The following is a 22,968-nucleotide window of genomic DNA, read 5'->3' as shown; positions in this document are numbered from 1 at the left end:
ACGAAAAGGACCGCCGCGGGCAGATATGCGTCACAGCTCACTTGCACAATTTCTGGCCAATGCGCCGCGGAATTTGGACCCGGAGGGGCCCTACGCGATTGTTTTGCTGGAAGACGCCAGCGAGGTGGCGGGCACGCTGGCACATTGCAGGGCGTTGGGGTTCGCGGAAGTGCTGGCGTTTGGCGACCCGGAACTATTCCCGAACGAGCCGGATGGCGCGCATTTTGTGGAGCATGACCTGCATGACGCGGGCGCAGTCACGGATGTTGTGAACGGGATGATTGCGGCCTGTCCGGGGGTGTGGCTGCACTACTGCTTCAACGCCGAATATCTGTTCTTCCCGTTTTGTGAGAGCCGAACCGTGGGGGAGCTGGCGCGGTTCACGACGGAAGAGCGGCGAGATACGGTGCTGTGCTATGTGATCGATTTGTATTCCAATGATCTGGGGCAGCACCCCGATGCGGTGTCGCGTGAGCAGGCGCATTTTGATCGGAGCGGGTATTATGCCTTGCAACGATTTGAAGATGGGACGCCGTTGGAGCGGCAGCTGGACTACTTTGGTGGGCTCAGGTGGCGGTTTGAGGAACATGTTCCCTATGAGAAGCGCCGGATTGATCGGGTTGGGTTGTTCCGCGCTCAGAAAGGGTTGAGGCTGCGTGAAGATCATACGTTCAACTTGCCCGAATATAATACCTATGCCTGCGAGTGGCATCACAATATTTCGGCCACGATTTGTTCGTTTCGGACGGCGAAGGCTTTGATGAGCAATCCGGGCTCAAAATATGCGATTTCGCATTTCTGGTGGAAGAATTCCGAAAAATTCGGCTGGAATTCGCGGCAGCTGATGGAGCTGGGTTTGATGGAGCCCGGGCAGTGGTTTTGAATTCCCCGCATGCGGGGAATCTTGTAACACATTGACTTCATTGTATATCTGAAATTTATTAACCAATTAGAAACCTCATCTCACCGCCCTTATTCGCCAAGGATTTCGAGTGTCACCTGGCTGAAATCCAACCCGTTATCGGGCGTATCCGGTGAGCTGGATGACCCGAAAGTTTTGCTGTTCACATGGAATGCCAGCATCCCAAAATTGTTGACGGTGCTGGCTTCATCAAAATGGCTGAACTCTGTCATGAGCCCGGACGCATCGCTGAGCGCGCCATAAAGTTCTAGGCCCGTTTCTGTTTTGGTAACGGTCACGATGCCGGAATAGGTCGTCTCTGGCTCGAATGTGAAGCTGTCGCCCCCTTCGCTGAGCAGCTCATACCCTTTGTAGGTGCCCATCAAACGCCCGAGCCGCTTTTTGCGAATATGACGACGGACTTCGACATTGTTGAGCGCCGGGTCTTCGCGATTGACATCAAAGGTAAGCATATAGCCGGGCAAGCCGTTGTAGATCTCGTTTGGTGATCCTGATGAGGCGCTTAAATCTGCCTCCAGCTCTGGCCGCTCCAACCGATCATGCAGCCCCACCCGCAGCGCGTCCTGGCGATCAAAGCCTACGGTCTTTGGCGTTTGAAAATTGAACGTCACTTTCAGGGTCTGTCCACTGGACAGGGTTTGCGGCTCAAATGTCGTGCGAATGCCACGTCCCGAGCCGCCGGATACCAGACCCAACATGCCTGGCGCCACTTCGATGGCCGAGCTGGCGCTGGTCGTCCACCATGTACCACCTGCGGGATCGGCCCCGCCTGAGCGATCACCGTCGGCAAATTGGTCATCGATGACAATGCCGGGAACCGCTGGATTGGGGGGTGTCCCTTCTGCCGCCAAAGCCTCAGCCCGCGCTTTTTCTTCGGCTATGATCTTTTCGTAAAACACGCCTTTTGGCGCCGGGTCATGCGAGGAGTCCAGCTTGTAAAAGGTCACCATATCGAAATCGCGTTCGGGGTAAGGGCTGGAATTATTGCCCGTATACGCACCCGCTTTGAAGAACATGAATTCATCATCGACGCTGAACCCACTGTCGCGCATATCGAACGGGTCTATTGCGACCTCTGACCCATCTTCGCGAATGATTTTCAGATGGAGGTAAGGGATGATCTTATCCCCTTCGATCTGGCCATCCACCTTGATTTCATAGCTAAAAATCTCATCGAGCGCGATGCCATCAGCCGGGCTAAGCGCCCGGTCGGACCGGTTGCCGATCACATTGACCGTGCTTTCTTTTCCGACCGCAGGAGCATGCACGAAATAGATCGACCCGTTCTTATTGCCGGGCAGTTTGCGGTAATAAAGACGGATCGGTTCATCATCTTTGGCATGGATTTGGCCGATGACCACACGACCGATCTGATTGGATTTTCCCTGACGTGTCACCTGATTGACGGCCAAAGTGGCCGTCATGACGCCGTTCACCCCGGCCGCGTTAAATTTCGCCTCCAAAGGCGCGGAGGAAAACACCCAGTTGTTTTTGTTGGGATAGTCATTTGCACCACGGGTCGAGATCGTTTCATCACCACGCCGCAACATGCCGCGCAGTTCGGTACGCGTGTAATTTGTATTCTTGGACGTTTTTGCCCCAGCCGGTGTGACCCGAAAAACCATACCGCCGGTGACTGGATCGGTGTAAAAATAACGCTCGTCAGTCCAGCCCGCAGCAAGTTCATTTTCATAGACGCTGTCAGACTTGCCGTCGTCATTATCGTCAGCGGGCGTCGTGACATACCAACCCAAAAGATCGAAATTTTCGCCCGGCGATTTTGTTGGGTCCAGACCAAACAAGCCAGTGCTTTGGCGCGGCGTCAAAACCGCGGTTTTGGGTTTTTCAACCTCAACGCCGCAGCCAAAGGCCGACACCTCAACAATACTGTTCCATTCGTTGGAGGAATTTCCTTCCGATGCGATGCGAATGAACTTCGTCTCAACAGGATCGAATTCGATCATTTCAAGCTGCGTCGTCAAACCGCCGGACTGGCCAACCGGGATAAGCGGTTCAAAGGACACACCATCCTCGGAGGTTTCGACACCGAAAGTCGCCTGTCGTTCATTGCCTTTATACCACGCGATCCCGAGCGATTTGACCGTTTGCGTGGCACCCAGATCGAGGAGCAAATTTTTCGGCTCACCCTGCCCCAGATTTGACCAGCGGCTTTCCGGGTCCAAGCTTTCGTCGATGGAATTATGCGGCCCATGCGTTTCCTCATAGAGGCCGTCATCCGTCGCTGAGACAATCGTGAGTGGCCCATGATCCGAACACGCCGCGATCACGCTTGTCGGAAGCCCCGCCAAACAGAAAAGTCCAAATCCTACACAGAGTGAATTAATACGCATGCGCGCCGCTCCCGAATAATTCTGGCCTCACAAGGCTGTTTAAGGGTCCTTCGATTTATTTGCGGCGGCCCCTGTCACACCTTTTGGTGGGCATTGGTTTCAACGTCGTCACCGACCGAAACGCGGAACCGCCTGATCACACACCGCTATTAAAAAGCCTAAACTATTCAAAATAGTCTGGATGCGTTTTGTGGATAAATTCGATTGTCTGGTCGAGCCGTGACAGATGTTTTCGCGTGGTCTTTTGTGCCTTCTTCAAATTGCCAGAGGCCAATCCATCCGCGATATCGCGATGATCGTCCAAGATTGATTTCGCTTCGCTTTGTTTTTCCAGGCTAAGCATGCAGAGCCGGTCAACCTTCTGCTTGCATTCAAGACTGACCTCAAAGGCCAACGGATTTCCGCCCAATTCATAGATCAGCTTGTGAAAATCATAGTCCAGCTCGTGGAATTTGGTCAGGTCGCCGTCGCGAATGGCCTGTTCCTGCAGCTCTATGTTTGCGGCCAGTTTTTCGGCGCGCGATGCATCCCAGACATCAATCGCGCGGTGAATGATTTCAAGCTCAACCGCCATGCGCACCAACCGCGCGAGCGCCACGCGCTCCATCGAGAACCCGCGCACCTCGGTCGCTTTTTGCGGCCTGATGACCAACAGCTCGTCATTGCCCAGCCGGGTGAACGCGTTCCGCACGGGCTGGCGTGAGACCCCAAAACGCCGCGCAACTTCGGTCTCGGACAGCTTAGTTCCGGGGAGAATTTCGAGAGAGACAATCTCTTCATGCAGCGTGCGATAGACGGCGTCCGTCGTGGTTGCTTTAGCAAAATCTTCCACAGAATCTTTCCAACTGCCTTCGAGTCTTGTTTAGCTTGGCGCCTGACCCCTTCGGTATAAGAAATTGATTTAGCTAGGTAAATCAGACTTCTAACCGGGGTGGCACGCTCGCCAGTGTTGGAAAACATACAGAATACGGGTCTGGCCTTATGTCAAGCCGCTTGGGTTTGAGACGCGCTTTCTTGCTCATCTTGGATACTAGTATTGACAAAACTTGGATACTAGACCCTGATGAGGGCCAACAGCGAATCCGGCTCTGGGAGGATGTGGGATATCTTGTGTCCGTTGTCCTCCGACAAAGAAGAAGGCCTGGTCCTGTCGAACCACAACGGGGAGGAGAACCCATGACTTTCACTAAATCACTTTTCGCGGCAGCGACTGCGATTGCCCTTGTCGCAACGTCGGCCTCTGCAGAAGGCTGGCGCGCGTGGAACATCCACAACGATGGCCACCCAAATACGGCGGCGATGGACAAGTTTTCCGAGCTGGTCGACGCGGCCACCGGCGGCGAAATCACGGTCGACGTGTTCCATGGCGGTGTTCTTGGCTCACAGCCTGATGCGCTGGAGCAGGTCCGTATTGGCGCCATTGAGATCGGCAACTTCAACCTTGGTCCAATCGGTCCGATGGTGAAAGAAGCCAACCTTGTCTCGTTGCCTTTCATCTTCAAAAGCGTGCCACATATGTTCCGCGTCCTTGAAGGTGAGGCCGGTGAGGTCGTCGCAAGTGCGATGGGCGATGCAGGTGTTCTGCCGCTTGCATGGTTCGACGCTGGTGCGCGGTCCTTCTACAGCCAGAAGCCGATCAATACCCCGGCGGATGTTGAAGGCCTGAAGATCCGCGTCATGAACAACGATCTCTACACATCGATGATTTCCGCAATGGGCGGCAACCCGTCGCCGATGGCATTCTCCGAAGTTCAGCAAGCGCTGAAAACCGGTGTTGTGGATGGCGCGGAAAACAACTTCCCGTCCTTCAAAAACGTGGGTCACTTCGAGGTGACAACCCACTATTCGCTGTCTGAGCACCTGATCATCCCAGAATGCATCTGCGTGAACACGGCGAAATTCAACGCGCTGTCGCCAGAGATGCAAGAAGCGGTTCGCGGCGCTGCGCAAGAGGCTGCTTTGTTCCAGCGCGAGCAATGGGCGATTGGGTCCGAGCAGGCGCGCAAAGACGTTGAAGCTGCGGGTATCGCCGTCAACGAAATCGCTGACAAAGGCCCGTTCCAGTCCGCGATGGACTCTGTCTATGCTGACTATCTGGAAGCGAACCCAGACATGAAAGCGCTCGTTGAGATGGCTCAGGCGACTGAATAAGCCTTGCTGAAATGCAAAACGAAGAGCGCCCGGCTCCGTACAGGATGCCGGGCGCTTTTGTCTCAGAGGAACGCCCATGCCTGACCCCAAAACGCCACCGTCCTTCCTGCGGCCAATGGACAAGTTCTGCGACCTGCTGGCCCGAACTTGCGTCCTGATCGCAGGCATCGCCATTGTTGTGATGACCGGGATATTCGCCTGGTTGGTGTTTGGCAGGTACGTGCTGAACGACACGCCGACATGGGTCGAGCAAGTCTCACTTCTTCTTGTGATGGTGATCGCCTTTTTGGGGGCTGCGGCAGGCGTTCATAACCATACGCATCTGTCGGTTGTGATCTTCCGCAATATCGTCCCATCCTATGTCAGAACGATCTTCGTCATCATCTCAGACGTCTTGATGGCCGGGTTTGGCGGCATGATGTTTTGGTACGGGATTGAGCTGACAAAGTTCAAATGGAACACACTCATACCCCTTATCCAATGGTCAGAGGGCTTGCGATCCCTGCCCCTGACCATCAGCGGAGCCTTGTTGTTCCTTTTTTCCATCGGCCATTTGATCCGCCTGTTTCTGGGGCAGGACAAACGCCAAGATAATATAGATCAGGGCTAATTATGGGACTTATGGTTCTTTTGGGCGTGTTCGCCCTTTGCGTCTTTATCGGGACGCCAGTTGCCTACGCGCTTGGCATCGCCGCCTTATCGGCGTTCTGGTTCGAAGGACTGCCGCTTTTCGTTGGCTTCCAGCGTATCGTTTCGGGCATCAATGTCTTCTCGCTCATGGCGATCCCGTTCTTCATTTTCGCGGGAGAGCTGATGTTTCATGGCGGCATCGCGATACGGTTGGTGCGCTTTGCGCAAGCGGCGGTGGGTGCGGTGCGTGGCGGTCTTGGCATCGTCAATGTTTTCTCATCCATGCTGTTTGGCGGCATCTCAGGGTCTGCGATTGCTGATATTTCGGCACTGGGGTCGATCTTGATCCCGGTCATGAAAGACAAGGGCTATGACGCGGACTACGCCGTCAACGTCACCGTCACGTCGTCGATCGCAGGGATCATCATCCCGCCCAGCCACAACATGATCATCTTCGCATTGGCGACAGGTGGGGCTGTGTCGATCTCCAAACTGTTTCTCGCGGGCGTGGTTCCGGGTGTCTTGATGTGTTGCTGCCTTGCGATTGCCGCCTATGTCGTGGCCGTCAAGCGCGGCTATCAGGCCGAGCAGTTCCCCGGTTGGACCGCATTGGCAATCGCGTTTGTCGGCTCAATTCCGGGCCTTTTGACCGCTGTGATCATCGTGGGCGGCGTTCTGTCCGGCATCTTCACTGTGACGGAATCTGGTGCATTCGGGGCGATGTACGCCTTCATCGTGACCCTAGTCGTCTACCGCAGCTTGTCTTGGGAAGGTTTCAAGACAGCCGTGATTTCGTCGGTGCGCACAACATCGATGGTGATGATCCTGATCGCCTGCGCGGGCGCTTTCGCCTATATGCTGACCTTTAACCGGGTGCCGACCAAGACCGTCGAATTCCTGCTGGGCATCACGGAAAACCCGATCCTGATCTTGTTGATGATCAACGCGGTTTTGCTGCTGCTTGGCATGATCATGGACATGGCGGCGCTGATCTTGATCTGCACGCCGATCTTCATGCCGGTCATGACCATGCTGGGCATCGATCCGTTGCAGTTTGGTATGATCTTGTTGGTCAATCTTGGGCTGGGCTTGTGCACACCGCCTGTCGGCACGTGCCTGTTTGTCGGCTGCGCCGTAGGCAAGCTGCCAATGGAAAAAGCCATTCGGACAATCTGGCCCTTCTACCTCGCAATATTTGCGGCGTTAATGCTGATCACTTTTGTGCCCGCAATTTCGCTGACGCTGCCCAATCTGATTATTGGGCCTTAAAGGACGGAGAAACACCGCATGCTGACAGTGAAGCGTCTCGACATAGAGGATGCATCCGTTTTGATTGCCGGGGCCCGCGCCAAGGCCAAGGAGATAGGCGTGCCCATGTGCATTGCCGTGACCGATGAAAGCGGCAACCTGATTGCCTTTGAGCGGATGGATGGCGGCAAAATGACCAGTATCAATCTGGCCATCGACAAAAGCTTCACGGCCGTTGGCATCCAAAAGAGTACGCAAGCGCTTGGAGAGGTCAACCAGCCGGGGATGGCGGCGCATGGCATTGCCTCGGCTTTGGGCGGGCGCATGGTCGCGGTCGGTGGCGGCATACCGGTCGACGTGGACGGCATTGTGGTGGGCGGCATCGGCGTCAGCTCCGGCTCACCGGCGCAAGATCATGACGTGGCACAAGCCGGCATCGACGCGTTTTCCCGAAATCTATCGTGACCCCCAGGAGACCATCATGACAAAACCCAGAATTGGCTTTATCGGCCTTGGCCTCATGGGCGGCAACATGGCCGCGTGTTTGCAAAGCAATGGCTTTGAGCTTGTCGTTTTCGGGCGCAACAAGGAGGCCATTGCGGCGACAGTTGCCCGCGGCGCCAAAGAAGCCAGCACCCCCAAGGAACTTGCCGCGGCCTGTGAGATCATCATGCTTTGCGTGACCACATCCGACGTTGTCGAAAGCCTGATCTATGGCGATGACGGCATTCTGGCGGGCGTAAAGGCGGGCGCGGTGGTGATCGACTATGGCACCTCCATCCCGGCATCGACGCAAAAGATTGGCGCGGATTTGGCGGCGAAAGGCGCGGGCATGATCGACGCCCCGCTAGGGCGCACCCCGGCGCATGCGAAAGACGGGCTGCTCAACATCATGGCCGCGGGCGACAAAGCGACCTACGACAAGGTCAAGCCGGTGCTCGACGTTCAGGGCGAAAACGTCTTCTACCTGGGCGCATTGGGAGCCGGGCACACCACCAAACTTATCAACAATTTCATGGGCATGACGACCGTATGCACCATGAGCCAGGCCTTCGCCGTTGCCGACAGAGCGGGCGTTGACCGCCAGCAGCTGTTTGACATCATGTCTGCCGGGCCGTCGAACTCCCCCTTCATGCAGTTTTGCAAGAACTACGCAGTTGATGGGGTCAGCGACCTGGGGTTTTCTATCGCGAATGCGAACAAGGATGTGGCCTATTTCTTGCAACTGGCCAGTGATTTGGGGACGCGCGCCGAAATTGCAGAAGGCACGTCCGCCAACCTTCAATCCGCGATGGATGCGGGGATGGGCGGCGGGAATGTTCCGGAAATTTTTGACTATTTTCTGAAGCTGGGAAAGTAAGCAGAGCCGGACGATCCGCAGGCTCTGGCACCAGATTTATCGTTGACCGTCGAAGATCAACCGGGCCGCAAGCCCGCCGAAAATGACGCCTAGAAAGTAGCGCGACCAGTTCGCAAATCGAACGCTGTGCGTTGACAGCGACCGCATGCTGCCAGCGAGCCAAATGACGACCAGATGAACCGCGAAATCGATGACCAGAAACAGGCTGGCCAGCACCATGATCTGCAGGCCGACAGAGCCTATTTCCGGGTCCAGAAACTGCGGAAACAGGGCGAGATAAAAGAGAGCGACCTTCGGGTTCAGCACATTCGAGAAGAACCCCTGCCTGAAAATGACCATCAAAGAATGTTGCTTGCCGGAAGAAGGCTGCGCCGAAAAGCTGTCGCGTGCGGTGAAAGCTTGCCACGCAAGATATAGCAGATAGGCCGCGCCCAAATATCTGACGAGATCGTAGGCATAGGGAACGGCCAGGAACAATTGTGAAAGCCCCAGCGCGAGAATAATCGCGTGAAATGCCGATCCAGCAGAAACACCGAATTGCGTCACCAACCCGGCGGTCCGCCCTTGGGCGGCGCTTCTTGCAGCGACAAGGATCATATCGGGGCCGGGCGTGACGGCGAGCGCAAGACTGGCCGCGCTGAAAAGGAGGATGACTTGAATATCCATTGTCTGAATGCCTCGTTTGCAAATGTATCAACACCCTTGCTGAACCTGCGGTCCAGCACAAGTTTTCTTGGCTTTCGGTCCACTGCGGCGGAGGAAAGTCTTGGTGTCGCGGGCGCGCCGCCTGTGCACTGGCTGGCCGAACCGCCCTAATGACGCTATAAACGTGCCGCGCGTCAGGGCGCATCCGATCCGCGGGAAGGGCCAAGCCCATCTGAGAACCAAAATGACATTCCATCGCTGACCTTCTTTCAGGTCCGAGGGCGCGGATACCGGACGATAGAAAGGAGGCCTTTATGCCCACCCTTCCCGCACGCCCGTCGCTTGAGCATCTCAAAAAGCAGGCCAAACGTTTGCTGAAATCCGCCCGGGCCCATGACCCGGATGCGCTGATGCAGGTCGGTCCTTATTTTGGCGATCCATCGAAAATCTCCCTTCAGCAGGCGCAGCTGGTCATCGCCCGCGATCATGGGTTCTCTAGCTGGACCAAGCTCAACAGGCACATCGCCTCAGGCGCAGGCACCGAAGAAACGCTTGAGCAGCGGGCGAACCGGTTTCTTGAGCTTGCCTGCATTCACTATGCACCCGACCCGAACAACAGGAGTGCAGCGGAATTTGAACAGGCCGCGACATTGCTGGACGCGCATCCCGACATCGCGCGCCATAGTTTGCATGCTGCGGCGGCCGCTGGCGATGTGGCAGCCGTACAGGGTCTGTTGACCGACGGGCAAGACGCTGTGGACGAAAAGGGCGGGCCGTTTCATTGGACGCCATTGATGTACGCGGCCTATGCACGGCTTCCCGGCGTGTCGACCTTGGCTGCGGGCAAGGCCCTGATCGAGGCCGGGGCCGATCCCAACGCGCATTTCATGTCCTATGGAACTTACCGTTTCTCGGTTTTGACGGGCGTTTTTGGGGATGGCGAAGGTGGGCTGGTGCGCCAGCCGCCGCATCCCGACATGGTGCCCTTCGCCCGCGCGTTGCTGGGGGCTGGGGCCAATCCCAACGACAGCCAAGGCGCCTATAACCGATGTTTCAGCCCCGACAACACGCATCTGGAATTAATGCTGGAATACGGGCTGAAGGACAGCGACCCCTCTGACTGGTGGCTAACCGAACCCGACCGGGATCCGGCAGACCATCGGACCATGCATTTTCAGCTGATCATCGCATTGCGGTGGGGGTTTGCGGACCGCGCACGCCTGCTGATCGAACATGGCGTGGATATTAACACCCCCGACAACAACTATTATCCGACCTACACCGTTGGCTACACGCCTTATCAGGTCGCCCTAATGCGCGGCATGCCCGAGATTGCCGAGCTTATTCAGGCAAAAGGCGGACGCGCTGACCCGTTGCAACCCAGAGAGGCCTTTCAGGCGGCCTGCATGCGCGGCGATCTTGAGGTCGCGCGCCCCCTTGCCGAAACGCAGCAAGGCGCAGAACCGGAAAAAGACCGTGAATTGCTGCTTGAGGCGGCGGGCAACGGAAACCTTGCGGCGGTCGAGACGATGATCGGCCTTGGGTTCGAGCTGAGCCGAAGCGGGACACGCACCGCGTTGCACGCGGCAGCTTATAAGGGGCATATGGACGTCATTCGCGCATTGATCGATGCGGGTGCCGATACCGCGCTGCGCGATCCAGACTACCACACGCCGCCCTTCGTGCATGCGATGCATAGTTTTCAGAACGAGGCGGCAGAGGTCTTATTGGCCTGCCCAATGGACATCTTTGCTTTGGCCGCGATGGGTTTGACGGACCGCGTCAAGGCCGCTGTGTCGGACGATGAGACCCTTGTGCATGCGCGCTTCCGGTCTGTTCGGACCGGCCCGCAGGACCATCATGAACGGGACTGGACCACCCCGCTTTGGTACGCCGCAATGAACAACCGGGCCGAGACAGTGCGCGTGCTGCTTGAGCATGGGGCTGATCCCCAGGTCGCAGATGCGGATGGCCGCACGATTGCTGATTATGTCACGGGTGCCGGGCTTGAAGAGGTGTCCGCCCTGCTTCGAATGGCGCCGGGCTAAGTGCGCCAGTTTGGCCAGGGTTATTGCTTAAACTTGAGCTGCGGTAATTGCTGGCCAGATGATGTCTTTTGCCTCAGGCCCGACGAAGTATTTCACTTCGTTTGACGTGATCTTCGGGTGAACACGGAGCAGTTCTTTGATTGCCAGTTTGAAGTCCTGTGTGTCGCCACTGGCAAGATGTATCGCGACCGACGCAAGCCGTGGCAGGTAGTTGCAGTCATCGCGTGACATGGCCTTTTCCGCGCTTTGGCGGGCCTTGTCAGGCTCACCGCATTTCAGCTCTGCCATGGCAAGTATTGCGCCCCAGACGGCAAGCCGCCCATCTGCCGGGCTGATCCGTATGCTTGTGCGCAAAGGCTCGACCGCATTGGCGAAATCACCGCGCATCATCTGCGCGGCGCCTTTCGCGGCATGCGCGTGGCCATTCATGGGATCGATGTCCAGCGACCGATCAATTATCGGCTCGCCCCGCGCGAGTTGCCCCACATCGCAGAGCGCACAGCCAGCGAGGCCCAAAACGGTGGAGTTCTGGTTTTCGAGCGACAGGGCCAATTCAGCGTTCTCGATCGCGCGTTTCACAACGCCTTCGTCGTGGCGCAGCATGCCGACACGGTACCCGATGGCGTTCAGCAGCGACAGGATGGCATAGGCAATCGCTTGGTCCTTGTCCTTGGAGATTGCCCGGTCAAGCAGTTCACTTGCCTGCGTGATGGATGCCGGGTTCCATCCCCGTTCCGCAATGACCAGCATGGCCTGCAAGATGAGCCCCCTTGGCGCCTGCGCATCCTGAGCAACGTAGAAATCAGACATTGCCCTGAGAATTTGCGGCTCGGCCTTGGAGCCGACATCGGCCAGCAGCTTCGTGACACCGTCCGCCGCGGGGGCCGCGAAATGTCGGGCCCAGCTTTGCAAGCCGCGCGCGCAATCGGACAGGCTGGCATCAGCGTAGAGCGTGGCGTCTATGGAGGAGAGCGCGACCTCGATCAGATGGGTTGACCTGAGACCCGCCGCGTCGCTGTCAACCTGGGCGGCGGCGACAATATCGAGAAAAGGGACCCTGCCGAAGACCGCGCGGAGACGGGTTTCAAGAGCTTGGGAGGTGGCTTTGGGAACGGTTTCGTCCAACGCGACCACCCGAACGCTGAGCGTTGGGGTTTCGTTCGTGTCGGCCTGATTGCCGTCGGACGGGGCCGCTGCGCCGTTGACATCCCCCAGAAACTGAAAGCCGCGTCCGCGAACGGTGCGGATGAAGCGTTGGGTCGTGCCTGTATCGCCCAACACCCGGCGCGCGGATTTGATCGCTGTGGAAATGGTTGTGTCCGAAACGATGCGGCCCTTCCACACGGTGTCGATCAGATCATCGCGCGTACGCAGGGTGCCGGGATGGCGCGACATCTCGATGATCAGATCAAGAACCAGCGGTTCGACCGGGACCGGAACGCCATCGGCGCGCAATTCAAACGCATCCATGTCGATTGAGAAATTATCAAAGCTGATCGTCACATTCCGTCCCCCCTTATCGAAGCAAAATGCACAAAAAGCCTGCGTTTGACAATTCTGATGCTGCGCAACGCATCCCCAGGCAATCCCCATGAACTCCCCCAGCAGCGCTCAAGCAGCGCGCGGCCCGACCTGCGATCCAAGACGCATCGGCAATTCTGCCAAATCCAAGAAAAGGACACGAGACCATGAAAAATCTACTGATCACCACAACTGCCCTGATCACGAGCGCTGCGGCGGCTTTTGGCGGGGACTTCACATCCACCGAAGTTCTGACCCACCCGTCGCAAGGCGACGTGACGGTCGTCGAAAATGCGATCTCGCATTTGTCGGCCAGCGAAGACGGTGTTTTTGCAAGCATTGAAACGCAGTCACTGGAGGCCGGATCGGCCCATACGCTTTGGTTCGTAACAATCGCAAACCCGGCTGCCTGCGCGACCACACCGTGTTCCGGCAAGGACGTCTTGAAGAATGCTGACGGCATTCTGGCCGATGTAACTTTTGCCGGTGGGCTTGTCGCTGACGAGACCGGTTTCGGCAAATTTGCGACGCATCAAGATGTCGGCGCATTGAAAAACGGCTGGTTTGGACACGGCTTTGCGGGCGCAGAGACCTCTGAGATCCACCTGATCATCAAGAACCACGGCCCTGTCATCGAAGGTCGCGGGGCCGAGATGCTGGGCACGTTCCGCGATGCCTGCACAGAGGAAAGCATCCCAAAAGCCTTCCCAGAGGTTGCACGTGCCGATGGCACCCCGGGTCCAAACACCTGCACGATGGTGCAGTTCGCCGTCTTCACTGCGGCGCAACCCGACAGCTAAGCGCCCCGGCGCAGAAAGGAAAAATCATGACTGTTCAAACTGACATTCAACCCGATTTCGAGATGATCAAATCCAAGCAAAACGCGGCTTGGGCCTCGGGCGATTACGCGGTCGTTGGAACGACGGTGCAAATCGTGGGCGAAAGCCTGGCCGAGGCGCTTGATCTAGCCCCCGATTCCGCCGTTTTGGATGTGGCAGCTGGCAACGGCAACGCCACGCTTGCAATGGCACGCCGCTGGCACCGTGTGACCTCCACCGACTATGTCGGCTCCCTTTTGGAAAAGGGTCGGGCGCGGGCGGAGGCTGAAAACCTGATGGTTGCGTTTGAGGTGGCAGATGCGGAAGCGCTGCCCTACCCGGCTGATGCATTCGACGGTGTCGTGTCGACCTTCGGTGTGATGTTCGCCCCGAACCAAAAACAAGCGGCGTCTGAGCTGCTGCGCGTGTGCAAAACCGGCGGCTCCATCGGCATGGCCAACTGGACGCCTGCGGGGTTCATTGGCCAGTTGTTCAAGACCTTGGGCGGTTATGTCGCCCCCCGCCGGGCGTGAAGTCACCTGCGCTTTGGGGGGATACGGACTGGCTGCATGACAGCTTCGCACAAGCCGCACATATCGACATCCAGCCACGCCAGTTCATGTTCCGTTACCGCGATGCGCAGCATTTCATTGACGTGTTTCGCACGCTCTACGGCCCTGTTCACAAAGCGTTTCTTGCGCTGAACGAGGACGGCCGCGTGGCGCTTGAGCGCGATATCACGGCACTCATCGACAAGATGAATGTGGCCACTGACGGCACGCTCAAAATCCCGGGCGACTACCTTGAAGTGGTGGTCACGAAGTAACCCCTGACACCAACACGCGCGGCAGCCTGGACTGCGGTTGCCGCGCGCCACACCCAGACAATTGAAACACGAAAGGAAAGACCAATGTTTAGCAATGTTAAGAAAATGATCGACTACGCGCGGATCCGCAAAGAAGCACGCCGGGCGCATCAAGACATCACCCGCAGCCTTGATGCTATGGCTTTGACAGAGCTTGGATACCCGCCCAAGACCATCGATGCGAAGCAACGTGGTTGGTTTCTTTACCTTTGATGAGACACACCAGAGCTGACACACCAAGCATCGCCTCATGGCCTATCCGGGCCATGGGGCTTTTTTCTGTCCGGGTGTCAGGCAGACCCAAAAGCGAAGGGCCCGAGAGGTGATCTACCTCTCAGGCCCTTCCCAGTGTTTGGAAAGCGCAGTTTGATTTAGCGTGCGACTTTCTTGCGGCGACGCATCACAAGAAGACCGGCAATAGGGGTGCCCAGAAACAGCATCGACGCTGGAAGCGGTACGGGCGACGGCATATCCGGCGTGATCGTCACACCATCAGAGCCGTAGACCCGCAAACCGGATTTGACGTCGACATCGAAAGCAAATCCCGCCGAAATCAAGTCGGGAAACTTCATCTGCGCTTTGATCATGGTCGAGATATCGAACATGTCGCCGTCTAGCACGTCGAAGGAGATCAGCAGCTTGCGGTTGAAGCTGCCATTCGCCAGTTCGAAATAAGGATCGCTCACCGATTGGGTTGAGAAGTTGCCCAGAAAGGTATCGCCATCGTGATTGATGCTGAGCGCACCAAAGGCCTCAAGATATTGGCCGGGATTGGCCAGATCAGTCGTCGACAAGATGTCACCATAGACGGTGAAGGCAGCAAAAGCTTTCCCGCTGCCGCTGACATGGTAGGTCTCATCCACGCGCGTGGTTGCGGTGATTTTTGCGCCTGTTTCGCCGCTTGCCGGCGCTTTCGTGCCGCGCACGCGGGCGCGTGAGGCCTCAAGCGCGAGATCGACGCCGGAGGCCGCATACCCATCGACATCTTGATGGGGAAGCGCTGCGGTATCGCTGATAAATTGCAGCTCGCCATCTGTGACGCTGTCAAAGACCTCTGAGCGGCCCGCCGTGGCGTTGCCGTTTGGGGCCTGAAGGAAGACCGCCGTGTCGAGCTCGATCGTGGCGGAATGGGATGCGGTCGCCAGCATGGTCGCTGTGAACGCGGCTCCGATAGAATGTTTCATCTTGGATGCTCCAATATTCATCTGCGTCATTTGCGATCATCCGCAGAGCCGATGACGTCAGCCAAAGCCATGCGTTTGAACCAACGGAAGCCGGTGTCAGACGGCACGAGGCCGGAGATACCCGTGAAACCAGCCCCATAACTAGGCCGGACGGGCAAGATGGGTGTTGCAGTATGTTGGGAGATTGTTTGTGCGTAAGACATTTGAGTTACCTTTCATTCACGCCGGGACAGACACAGCGCCCATCCCCTGATCAAACGGGTAACCCGCACGCCCCCGCCCCGCTTGGGGAGGAGATGGAGAACATATGGAGATTGTATGGAGACGGCGGTTTTCTAGGAAAATCTAAGAAAAAACCAGTCTTTTGACCGGCTAGAAATTCACGCCGGAACGGCGCAGCCCGTCGAGGAACAGCTCAGCATGGTCGGGGTTTCTGAAAGGGTAGGACGCGGCAATCACGTCGTAATTGAGCGGCAAACCCAGATCAGAGAGCTTGCGCGCGGCGATGCCTGCGCCGTCACGGTCGTCGTTCAGACCGGCCAAAGCGATCTGGCGCTGCAACGCGCGGCCATAGCGCGGATCCCAGCGGTGCGACCGGCTGAGACGCTGATCGGCTTCGGGGAATTCTTCGTCCAGCATGTGCCAAAGACCCAGATCCGCCTCGATCACGGCGGTATAAGGATAGAGCGGGTCAAGCCGGAACAGCCGTTCTTGATAGGCCCGCGCGGCTTCGGGATTGCCCGAGAACCCCGTGATGCAGCCCCCGAAATGGTAGTTCATCGCGGCGCTTGGGTTCAGCTCAATCGCGCGTTCGACATGCAACAGCGCGCGGTCGTGGTTCTTGTTGGTCCACAGCTCACCCACCGCCGTTAGCGCATGGCCGATCCAGGAACCGCGGTCGATCTCTATCGCCTGCCGCGCGGCTTTCAACGTGTCGGTAAAGGCAGAGCTGCTATCCGCGTTGGAAAAGCCCATCATAGCCTGCTGAAACTTCGTGATTGCGATCAGGGTGTAGGGCAAGGGCCAGTCCGGCGCGCGCTCGATAGCGTCTGCGGCGAATTTCTCGGCCTGCGCGAAATCTGCGGCGGTGCCCTGCTCGATCAGCCACGCGGCGCGCATCGCCAATTCCCAGGCGGTCAGGTCGGTGGCGGGCTTGCGCAACACACGCCGCGCTTCGGCGCCTTCCAGCTCGGGCGCGACGAGCACAATGACTTGCGCCGCAATCTCTTCCTCTAGATCAACCAGATCGCCGATGTCGCGTTGAATACGCTGGGACCAGATCTCGGTGTCATATTCTGTGTCGGTCACAGACAGCGCGACTTTGATACGGTTTCCCAGCTTTCGAAACGACCCGCTGAGTATATAGCGCGCGCCCGTATTCTGGCCGATATCCGAGCTTTCGCCATCCGCCCCACGGTACCGAAGCGTCGTGTTGCGCGAGATAACCGGAAAACAACGCCATGCGCTCAGCGCCGCGACGACTTCGTCGGTCAGCCCGTCAGCCAAGAACGTGTCGGATGGGTCATCGGACTGGCAGACAAATGGCAAAACCGCAATTGCGGGGCGATTCAACACATCGTCTGATGCCTTGGCAGGATCGGCTTGGGTGGGCGCCTGCTGTTCCGGTTGGGCGACGGCGGCAGGCGTCTGTTCAGTGACCTCACCGACAAACCGTAACCCGACGCGCTGCACGGTTCGAATGAGCCGTTGGCTGGACCCATCATCGCCGATGGCCTTGCGCGCGTCACGGATACGGCTGGACAAGGCAGCGTCTGAGACGATGCGGTTGGACCAGATCACCTCGAATATCTCGTCGCGGGTGACAACGCGGTCACGCGCCGAGACCAGAAGCTTGATCAGATCAAAAACCTGCGGCTCGATTGGAACTGGTCGGCCACCGCAACGCAGCTCTGCGCGCGAAACATCCAGTTCAAAATCCTCAAAAACATACACCACGGCGTATCGCCTAGTCCCGCTGTCCCTGCCTGACGGTAACAGAACCGTGAAGATTCTACAAAATCGCTGCATCTCAGAGAAAAGCTGCGGCTGATGCAGGCGCCACCTCAAATAAAATTTGTTTTTATTCATATACTTAAGAAGACGCCGCGACATCTCCACCAAATCTCCAAGCTTTCTCCAAGTGTTCCCCAAGCCCGAAAATTTGGCCTGGCCTAGAACTCATTCATCGAACGGCGAGACAGACAAAACACCGGATCGACCAACGCAACACATCAACAAAAGGCCGATGGCCAATTTTACAAAGGACGAGAAAATGAACGTACAGACAGAGATCAAGACCGCGGATAACGGCGTAAACTTAGAAGCCCTGTTGGGCGCCCGTGCGGCCCTGACAGAAGCCCCTGCAGCAGCCCAATTCACCTGGCGCGCAGAATGCGACTGGGTGGGTGGCGTGCACAGCCGGTCCACCGTGAAAGGCTTCTTTGGCCTTGGCGAAGAGCAGTCACACAACAACGAATTCACAATTGAAGCGGATCACCCACCGCAATTCGCAGCCTCAGATAACGGCGCGACACCGGTTGAAATCCTGCTTTCGGCTCTGGCGAGCTGCCTGACGGCCGGCGTGGCATCTGTGGCGCAAAACCGTGGCATCCAGCTGAATTCGGTCACTGCCAAAGTGGAAGGTGACATGGATATAGCGGGCATTCTGGGCATCGACACCGATGTGCGCAACGGCTTCAGCGCGATCCGCGTGTCCTTCGACATCGATGCGGACGCCTCACAAGACGACATCGCCGCCGTGGTTGCGCAATCGCAAAAGCGTTCGGCCGTGTTCGACATCATCACCAACCCAAGCAACGTCCACGTCAGTGTGAACTGACAAAGGGCCTATCCAAAAAGGAGCCAATGACATGGCCTATGTAAACACAACAACAAGCTGGGCCATTCCGCCCCGCCGTTCCCTTCTCAAGCGGGTCATGGCCTTTCTGAAAGCGCGGCCAAAACAACGCCTGAGCCGGCTCGATTACGAGTATCTCTCGCGGGCCGATGATCGCATGCTCAGGGACATTGGTTTGACCTGTGATGACGTAAGAGCAGCGCTGCACAAGCCAACAATCTGGCTCTAGTGCTCTCCTGAACGGTGGCGGTTCCCTCCCGACCGCCACCGTCCCTTCCCTAACAACCGAATTCATATGCCGGACCTTTTGGTTCTGCCTTCCGACGAGGATCAGACAGATGAAACGCACAAACACAGTGATCATTGGTGCCGGCCAATCCGGTCTGGCGATGAGCCGCGAGCTTGCCATGAAGGGCGTGGATCACGTCATCCTTGAGCGCGGCCAGATCGCCAATAGCTGGCGGACGGAGCGCTGGGACAGCCTGCGCTTGCTGTCGCCCAACTGGATGAACGGCCTGCCCGGGTTGGACTATCGCGGCGACGATCACGACGGCTACATGCATGTCTCTGAACTTATCGACCGCTTTGACGCCTGCGCGGCCCAGAACGGCGCGCCTGTTCAGGCTGAGACCACAGTTTTGTCCGTCAGCGGTGTTGCCGGTCACTACACGGTTCAGACGGATCAAGGTGCGATCACTTGCGCCAACGTCGTCATGGCCAATGGGGCCTGCGCGACACCGAAAATTCCGGGCTACGCCTCCGAGCTTCCTGGCGCTATGCAAAGCTTCACAGCGCATAGCTACAAGCGCCCGTCGCAATTGCCGGATGGCAAAGTTCTGGTTGTTGGCGCGTCCGCAACCGGGTTGCAGCTGGCCCGTGAAATTCAGGCTTCAGGCCGTCAGGTCGTTCTGGCTGTTGGCAGTCATTTGCGCCTGCCCCGCAGCTATCGCGGCGCGGATATCAGCATGTGGCTTGAGCTTATTGGCGCCACGACACTTCCCTACACCGAGGTTGACGACATCAATCGCGTGCGGCGCACACCGTCGCTGACATTAGTGGCGGATGAGACGCTGGACCTGAACGTTCTGCAAGACTTGGGCGTCGAGATTACCGGCCGTCTGGCCGCGGCCTATGATGGGCGCGCGTGGTTTTCCGGCTCGCTGGCGAACAATTGCGTGGCGGCGGATTTAAAGATGAACCGGCTTCTGGGCTCGATAGATGAGTGGGTCGCCGCGCGCGGCATGGATGACGTGATCGCACCCGCCGAACGTTTCGCGCCGACCCGCGTCGCGCCGCAGCACCGGTTGAGCATTGATCTGGCCGATGAAGGGTTCGGATCGGTTCTTTGGGCCACGGGATACCAGCCGGATTTCGGCTGGCTGGACCTGCCGGTTTTCGACCGCAAGGGCGCGATCATGCATGACGGCGGCGTCGTTGGTGAGGGGCTTTACGTGATGGGCCTGCCTTACCTGCGGCAACGCAAATCCACCTTCATCGACGGTGCTTGTGACGACGCAAAAGCGCTCGCCAACCACCTGAGTGCGGGCCTGTCACAGCAGCTGGCCGCGTAAATTTTCAAAAGGATCAAACCGATGACACAGAGTTTCAACCACGCGCGCTATGACGCGCTTATCATCGGCGCACGCTGCGCCGGTGCCGCCACCGGACTGTTGATGGCCCGCAACGGTGCCCGCGTCCTGATCGTGGACCGCGAGGCGGAGATGGGGGACACGCTGTCCACCCATGCTTTGATGCGCCCGGCAGTCACCTTGCTGGATCAATGGGGCCTGCTTGGGCAGATCAAGGCGGGTGGCACACCTGCAGTTCAGAACACGCACTTCCACTATGGCGCCGAGCATATCGATATCCCGGTCAAACCGCTGGGCACTGCCGAGGGCCTTTATGCCCCGCGCCGCTGGCTGCTGGATCGCGTGTTGCGCGACGCCGCCCTGGAGGCGGGGGCCGAGCTGCGCACCGGCGTCAGCCTTGCCGCAATCGTCAAAGACAGTGGCGGGCGCGTTATGGGCGCTGATCTGCGCATGCCTTCTGGCGAAACCGCGCGGGTACATGCTGGCATTGTGATCGGTGCAGATGGTCGTCAATCTAGCGTTGCTTCGGCGGTTGGTGCGAAGACACGTGTCACCTCGCCGACCAGCTCCGCCACCGTTTACACCTATGTCGATGGTCTGCCGAATGAAGGGTATCGCTGGTACTATGGCGACGGCATCGCGGCGGGGCTGATCCCGACCACCGATGGGATGCACTGCCTGTTCACCTCATGCGCACAGCACGCGTTCAAAGCGCGGTTCAAAGATGCGTTCGCGGGCGCGATGGACATTCTAGCCAACTGGGAGCCGGAGATTGCAGCGGACCTGACGGCGCGCGGCCCGGCTGGGCGCATGCGCCGTTTCCCCGGCGCGCCCGGCCATATCCGCGACTGCGCGGGGCCCGGTTGGGCCCTGGTGGGCGATGCCGGGTATTTCAAAGACCCCGCGACGGCGCATGGGATTACGGACGCATTTCTGGATGCGAACCGGTTGGCGCATGCCTTGGCCATCAATCCGGGGGATGCGAGCGGTTACCAGGTCGAGCGCGATTGGATCGCACCGACACTGTTTGAGCTGACCCACAAAATCGCATCGCTGGAGTGGAATTTTGACCAGCTGAAAGCCCTCCACATGGACCTCACCCTCTGCATGAAAGCCGAGCAAAACGCTTTGATGCCAACCCCAATCGCACAAGCGGCATAAAGGATAGACCAATGATCGACCCACGTAACACCTGGCATGACGACAAAACGCAAAAGCTTGAAACATTCAGCGCTCAGCCGGATTTCGAAGACATCCGCGTCGCGCGGCTGTTTGGTCCCAAGGCGTCCATTCTGGATACGGTCGGACGCACGCCCGTCGTGCAACTGAACCATATCGCGTCAAAAAATGTTTCGGTCTTTGCGAAGCTGGAAGCGTTCAACCCGCTTGGGTCCGTTAAGGACCGGCTGGCGCTTGCCATTATCGAAGATGCGGAGAAATCTGGCGCGTTGAAGCCCGGTCAAACGGTGATCGAGGCCACGTCGGGCAATACCGGCATTGGCTTGGCGATGGTCTGTGCCCAGAAGGGCTATCCGCTGGTCATCGTCATGGCCGAAAGTTTCAGCGTCGAACGCCGCCGCCTGATGCGGTTTCTTGGCGCAAAAGTCATCCTGACGCCTGCGTCCGAGAAAGGCACGGGCATGGTTGCCAAGGCGGATGAGCTGGCCCGCGAACATGGCTGGTTTTCGGCCAATCAATTTGCGAACCCGTCCAACAGCGCCGTGCATACCCGCACGACCGCGATGGAGATCCTTGCCGATTTCCAGACCAGCCCGCTGGATTATTTTGTCTCTGGCTTCGGAACCGGCGGCACGCTGCGCGGTGTTGGCGAGGCGTTGCGGCTGCATAGCCCCGAGACAAAGATCGTCGTGGCCGAGCCGGACAATGTGCCGATGCTGGCCAGCGGTTTGGACAATGACAGCGCCGATGGCAAAAGCCATTCCGGCTTCCGCCCGCACCCGATGCAGGGCTGGTCGCCCGATTTTCTGTCCCGCTTCGCCATTGAGGCGCGCGACATGAACATCATTGATCAGTTCTATGGCGTCTCAGGCGAAGGTGCGATCCAGACCGCAAAGGACTTGGCCACGCGCGAAGGTATTTTGGCGGGCATCACGGGTGGTGCAACGGTTGCCGCCGCTTTGGCGGTTGCCCGCACTGCGCCCGAGGGGTCCAAAATCCTTGCGATGGTGCCCGATACCGGCGAGCGCTACATGTCGACGCCGCTTTTTGCCGGGATTGAAGAAGATATGAATGCCGAGGAGGTCGAGATCTCGACTTCCACTTCGGGGTATCGCTTCGACGTGACCGCGGCGAAACCCAAAGCGGCGCCCGCAGCCAAGCCACTCACGGTTGACCCAAAGGCTGCGGGTTTTGTTACCGCCCAGATCAGCAACCCGGACGCGCCCATCGTGATGTTTGCGCTGGAATGGTGTGAATTCTGCTGGTCTGTGCGCCGCCTGTTTGAGGCACTGGGCGTGTCTTACACTACCGTCAATCTCGACAGTGCGGGTTTCGAAGGCGGACAGACCTTCGCTGGTCTTGTGCGCGGCGCTTTGCTGGAACGCTGCGCCGCACCGACAATCCCGCAGATATTCATCAGCGGCACCCATATCGGCGGCGCGACGGAGACGTTTGATGCGTTCAACGACGGCCGGCTGACCAAGCTGATCGAAGCGGCGGGGCAAACGCCCAAAGAGCCCGCATTCGAGAACGCCTACAGCCTGCTGCCCGCGTGGCTGCACAAGCGCTAGCGCGATCAACCCCACCTTAACGAACCGGA

The 22,968-nt window shown here is 58.0% G+C and carries 23 protein-coding genes and 1 pseudogene; 17 read left to right on the top strand and 7 right to left on the bottom strand.

Going from position 1 to position 22,968, the window contains the following annotated elements; all coding sequences use genetic code 11:
- Nucleotides 1–25 precede the first annotated feature (25 nt).
- Nucleotides 26–883: a hypothetical protein gene (locus tag ACZ1G7_RS16350; protein ID WP_472660447.1), complete on the top strand. Its 858-nt coding sequence runs from the start codon at nt 26–28 to the stop codon at nt 881–883.
- 89 nt (nt 884–972) lie between these two features.
- On the opposite strand, the gene ACZ1G7_RS16345 is transcribed toward ACZ1G7_RS16350, so the two are convergent.
- Both ACZ1G7_RS16345 and ACZ1G7_RS16340 read right to left on the bottom strand, forming a co-directional pair.
- Nucleotides 973–3,273, bottom strand: a complete 2,301-nt coding sequence (locus ACZ1G7_RS16345; protein WP_472660446.1) for a polysaccharide lyase family 7 protein — start codon at nt 3,271–3,273, stop codon at nt 973–975.
- 163 nt (nt 3,274–3,436) lie between these two features.
- Entirely contained in the window at nt 3,437–4,105 is a 669-nt protein-coding gene (locus ACZ1G7_RS16340; protein WP_472660445.1) for a GntR family transcriptional regulator, read from the bottom strand.
- Nucleotides 4,106–4,449: 344 nt separating this feature from the next.
- On the opposite strand from ACZ1G7_RS16340, the gene ACZ1G7_RS16335 reads away from it, so the two are divergent.
- From ACZ1G7_RS16335 to ACZ1G7_RS16315, 5 genes are all read left to right on the top strand, one after another.
- Nucleotides 4,450–5,424 carry a TRAP transporter substrate-binding protein gene (locus ACZ1G7_RS16335; RefSeq protein WP_472660444.1) on the top strand — a complete coding sequence of 325 codons (975 nt, stop codon included), beginning with the start codon at nt 4,450–4,452 and terminating at the stop codon, nt 5,422–5,424.
- A gap of 76 nt (nt 5,425–5,500) precedes the next feature.
- Nucleotides 5,501–6,034, top strand: coding sequence for a TRAP transporter small permease (locus tag ACZ1G7_RS16330; protein ID WP_472660443.1), 534 nt, complete (start codon nt 5,501–5,503; stop codon nt 6,032–6,034).
- Between the two features lie 2 nt (nt 6,035–6,036).
- Nucleotides 6,037–7,323, top strand: coding sequence for a TRAP transporter large permease (locus ACZ1G7_RS16325; protein ID WP_472660442.1), 1,287 nt, complete (start codon nt 6,037–6,039; stop codon nt 7,321–7,323).
- Nucleotides 7,324–7,341: 18 nt separating this feature from the next.
- Nucleotides 7,342–7,767, top strand: coding sequence for a GlcG/HbpS family heme-binding protein (locus ACZ1G7_RS16320; RefSeq protein WP_472660441.1), 426 nt, complete (start codon nt 7,342–7,344; stop codon nt 7,765–7,767).
- Between the two features lie 16 nt (nt 7,768–7,783).
- Nucleotides 7,784–8,662 (top strand): NAD(P)-dependent oxidoreductase, encoded by an 879-nt coding sequence (locus ACZ1G7_RS16315; RefSeq protein ID WP_472660440.1) that lies wholly within the window; start codon nt 7,784–7,786, stop codon nt 8,660–8,662.
- Between the two features lie 36 nt (nt 8,663–8,698).
- On the opposite strand, the gene ACZ1G7_RS16310 is transcribed toward ACZ1G7_RS16315, so the two are convergent.
- Nucleotides 8,699–9,328 carry a LysE family translocator gene (locus tag ACZ1G7_RS16310; RefSeq protein ID WP_472660439.1) on the bottom strand — a complete coding sequence of 210 codons (630 nt, stop codon included), beginning with the start codon at nt 9,326–9,328 and terminating at the stop codon, nt 8,699–8,701.
- A gap of 293 nt (nt 9,329–9,621) precedes the next feature.
- Between ACZ1G7_RS16310 and ACZ1G7_RS16305 the strand changes: the two genes are divergently transcribed.
- Nucleotides 9,622–11,355: an ankyrin repeat domain-containing protein gene (locus ACZ1G7_RS16305; protein WP_472660438.1), complete on the top strand. Its 1,734-nt coding sequence runs from the start codon at nt 9,622–9,624 to the stop codon at nt 11,353–11,355.
- A 27-nt stretch (nt 11,356–11,382) separates the two neighbouring features.
- On the opposite strand, the gene ACZ1G7_RS16300 is transcribed toward ACZ1G7_RS16305, so the two are convergent.
- On the bottom strand, nt 11,383–12,858 hold the full coding sequence (locus ACZ1G7_RS16300; RefSeq protein WP_472660437.1) for a winged helix-turn-helix domain-containing protein: 1,476 nt from the start codon (nt 12,856–12,858) through the stop codon (nt 11,383–11,385).
- A 185-nt stretch (nt 12,859–13,043) separates the two neighbouring features.
- Here ACZ1G7_RS16300 and ACZ1G7_RS16295 point away from each other — a divergent pair, with 185 nt between their 5' ends.
- The 4 genes from ACZ1G7_RS16295 (at nt 13,044) to ACZ1G7_RS16280 (ending at nt 14,772) form a co-directional block, all read left to right on the top strand.
- Nucleotides 13,044–13,676 (top strand): hypothetical protein, encoded by a 633-nt coding sequence (locus ACZ1G7_RS16295; protein WP_472660436.1) that lies wholly within the window; start codon nt 13,044–13,046, stop codon nt 13,674–13,676.
- Between the two features lie 26 nt (nt 13,677–13,702).
- The gene (locus ACZ1G7_RS16290) at nt 13,703–14,227 is read left to right on the top strand and encodes a class I SAM-dependent methyltransferase (RefSeq protein WP_472660435.1); all 525 of its coding nucleotides are present in this window, start codon (nt 13,703–13,705) and stop codon (nt 14,225–14,227) included.
- Complete coding sequence (locus tag ACZ1G7_RS16285; protein WP_472660434.1) at nt 14,224–14,520, top strand: hypothetical protein; 297 nt, start codon at nt 14,224–14,226, stop codon at nt 14,518–14,520. Before ACZ1G7_RS16290 ends, ACZ1G7_RS16285 begins: the two co-directional genes overlap by 4 nt.
- An 84-nt stretch (nt 14,521–14,604) precedes the next feature.
- Entirely contained in the window at nt 14,605–14,772 is a 168-nt protein-coding gene (locus tag ACZ1G7_RS16280; RefSeq protein WP_472660433.1) for a hypothetical protein, read from the top strand.
- A gap of 158 nt (nt 14,773–14,930) precedes the next feature.
- Here ACZ1G7_RS16280 and ACZ1G7_RS16275 read toward each other — a convergent pair whose 3' ends face one another.
- From ACZ1G7_RS16275 to ACZ1G7_RS16265, 3 genes are all read right to left on the bottom strand, one after another.
- Nucleotides 14,931–15,743: a VPLPA-CTERM sorting domain-containing protein gene (locus ACZ1G7_RS16275; protein ID WP_472660432.1), complete on the bottom strand. Its 813-nt coding sequence runs from the start codon at nt 15,741–15,743 to the stop codon at nt 14,931–14,933.
- A gap of 26 nt (nt 15,744–15,769) precedes the next feature.
- A complete protein-coding gene (locus ACZ1G7_RS16270; protein ID WP_472660431.1) occupies nt 15,770–15,946 on the bottom strand; it encodes a hypothetical protein in 177 nt (58 codons plus the stop codon).
- A 169-nt stretch (nt 15,947–16,115) separates the two neighbouring features.
- Nucleotides 16,116–17,699 (bottom strand): winged helix-turn-helix domain-containing protein, encoded by a 1,584-nt coding sequence (locus tag ACZ1G7_RS16265; RefSeq protein ID WP_472660430.1) that lies wholly within the window; start codon nt 17,697–17,699, stop codon nt 16,116–16,118.
- Between the two features lie 316 nt (nt 17,700–18,015).
- On the opposite strand from ACZ1G7_RS16265, the gene ACZ1G7_RS16260 reads away from it, so the two are divergent.
- The 6 genes and pseudogenes from ACZ1G7_RS16260 to ACZ1G7_RS16235 all read left to right on the top strand — a co-directional run bounded on the left by ACZ1G7_RS16260 (nt 18,016) and on the right by ACZ1G7_RS16235 (nt 22,939).
- Entirely contained in the window at nt 18,016–18,582 is a 567-nt protein-coding gene (locus tag ACZ1G7_RS16260; RefSeq protein WP_472660429.1) for an OsmC family protein, read from the top strand.
- 31 nt (nt 18,583–18,613) lie between these two features.
- Nucleotides 18,614–18,829 (top strand): DUF1127 domain-containing protein, encoded by a 216-nt coding sequence (locus ACZ1G7_RS16255; RefSeq protein WP_472660428.1) that lies wholly within the window; start codon nt 18,614–18,616, stop codon nt 18,827–18,829.
- 109 nt (nt 18,830–18,938) lie between these two features.
- Nucleotides 18,939–20,171: an NAD(P)-binding domain-containing protein gene (locus ACZ1G7_RS16250; protein WP_472660427.1), complete on the top strand. Its 1,233-nt coding sequence runs from the start codon at nt 18,939–18,941 to the stop codon at nt 20,169–20,171.
- Nucleotides 20,172–20,192: 21 nt separating this feature from the next.
- Complete coding sequence (locus ACZ1G7_RS16245) at nt 20,193–21,350, top strand: NAD(P)/FAD-dependent oxidoreductase (protein WP_472660426.1); 1,158 nt, start codon at nt 20,193–20,195, stop codon at nt 21,348–21,350.
- A 92-nt stretch (nt 21,351–21,442) separates the two neighbouring features.
- Nucleotides 21,443–22,483, top strand: a pseudogene (cysK, locus tag ACZ1G7_RS16240) (cysteine synthase A); the annotation flags it as partial.
- 117 nt (nt 22,484–22,600) lie between these two features.
- Entirely contained in the window at nt 22,601–22,939 is a 339-nt protein-coding gene (locus ACZ1G7_RS16235) for a glutaredoxin (protein ID WP_472663747.1), read from the top strand.
- The last annotated feature ends 29 nt before the right edge of the window (nt 22,940–22,968 follow it).

The organism is Litoreibacter sp. JB4-2 (genome assembly GCF_055693445.1).
Note: the sequence above shows the minus strand (reverse complement) of the source record. Positions and strands in the feature narration are given on the sequence as shown.